The organism is Polaromonas sp. P1_G4 (assembly GCF_056405475.1).
Window position 1 is genome coordinate 1 of the sequence record NZ_JBFUCA010000998.1, and the last position, 707, is coordinate 707.

Genomic DNA, 707 nt, shown 5'->3' on the forward strand with positions numbered 1-707 from the left:
GCATTGACTGGTGCATTGGCGTCAGCGAATAACCTACTGCGAGAGTTGTGGGAACAAATCGTGGTGAGCTCGTTTGGTGGAAAACTACCATTTGGAAAATGCTGGGACCCGGTTTTTGGTTTGGCTCGATATATCGCCAGCTGGAATTCAGATGGAGGTCGCAAGGGGGAATTAATCCAGTTGCATGCTTATGTGGCTTCTTTCGGAGAAAGAATTCAGACCGGCGGCGGAATTCATGCAGACTTTTATTTATTGCCCGCGTGGAATGAATTTCGCGACGTCTCAAATCCGCTGGCCCTATTCCAGAAATACTCATCTTTGGTTGGCCCTGGAGGAGCGACGGAATTTTTTGCGCAGCGCTTTGTTACCCCGATAGGTGCAAATGGGGTTTCATATAGTCGGTTTGAGCTGAGTAAATTGCGGGCCGTAACCGGTCAGAATTTCCGGAGACTTGATACTCCAGCGTTAATTTCATTAATGGAACAGGCACCAGCTAGGGGTCGAGCAAGGGCCGCGTTGTACGACAACTACTCTGCATTCAATAGAGGGCCTCCCCGAGCAATCCTGTCTCTCCTAATGCACCATGATTTACGAGTAGCTAATTGGGACCCATCGAACTTATCTCAAGTCGACTGCGTTGCCCAATACACGCGGTTGGGCTCGAGTTACCAGAGTCCAAAAGTAATGCAACTTTTTGCACAGCAGTG

Annotated in this window: 1 protein-coding gene; it reads left to right on the forward strand. The window is 49.2% G+C overall.

Going from position 1 to position 707, the window contains the following annotated elements:
* On the forward strand, positions 1–707 hold a 707-nt coding region (locus tag AC1D1X_RS24990), incomplete at both ends, for a hypothetical protein (protein WP_477699585.1).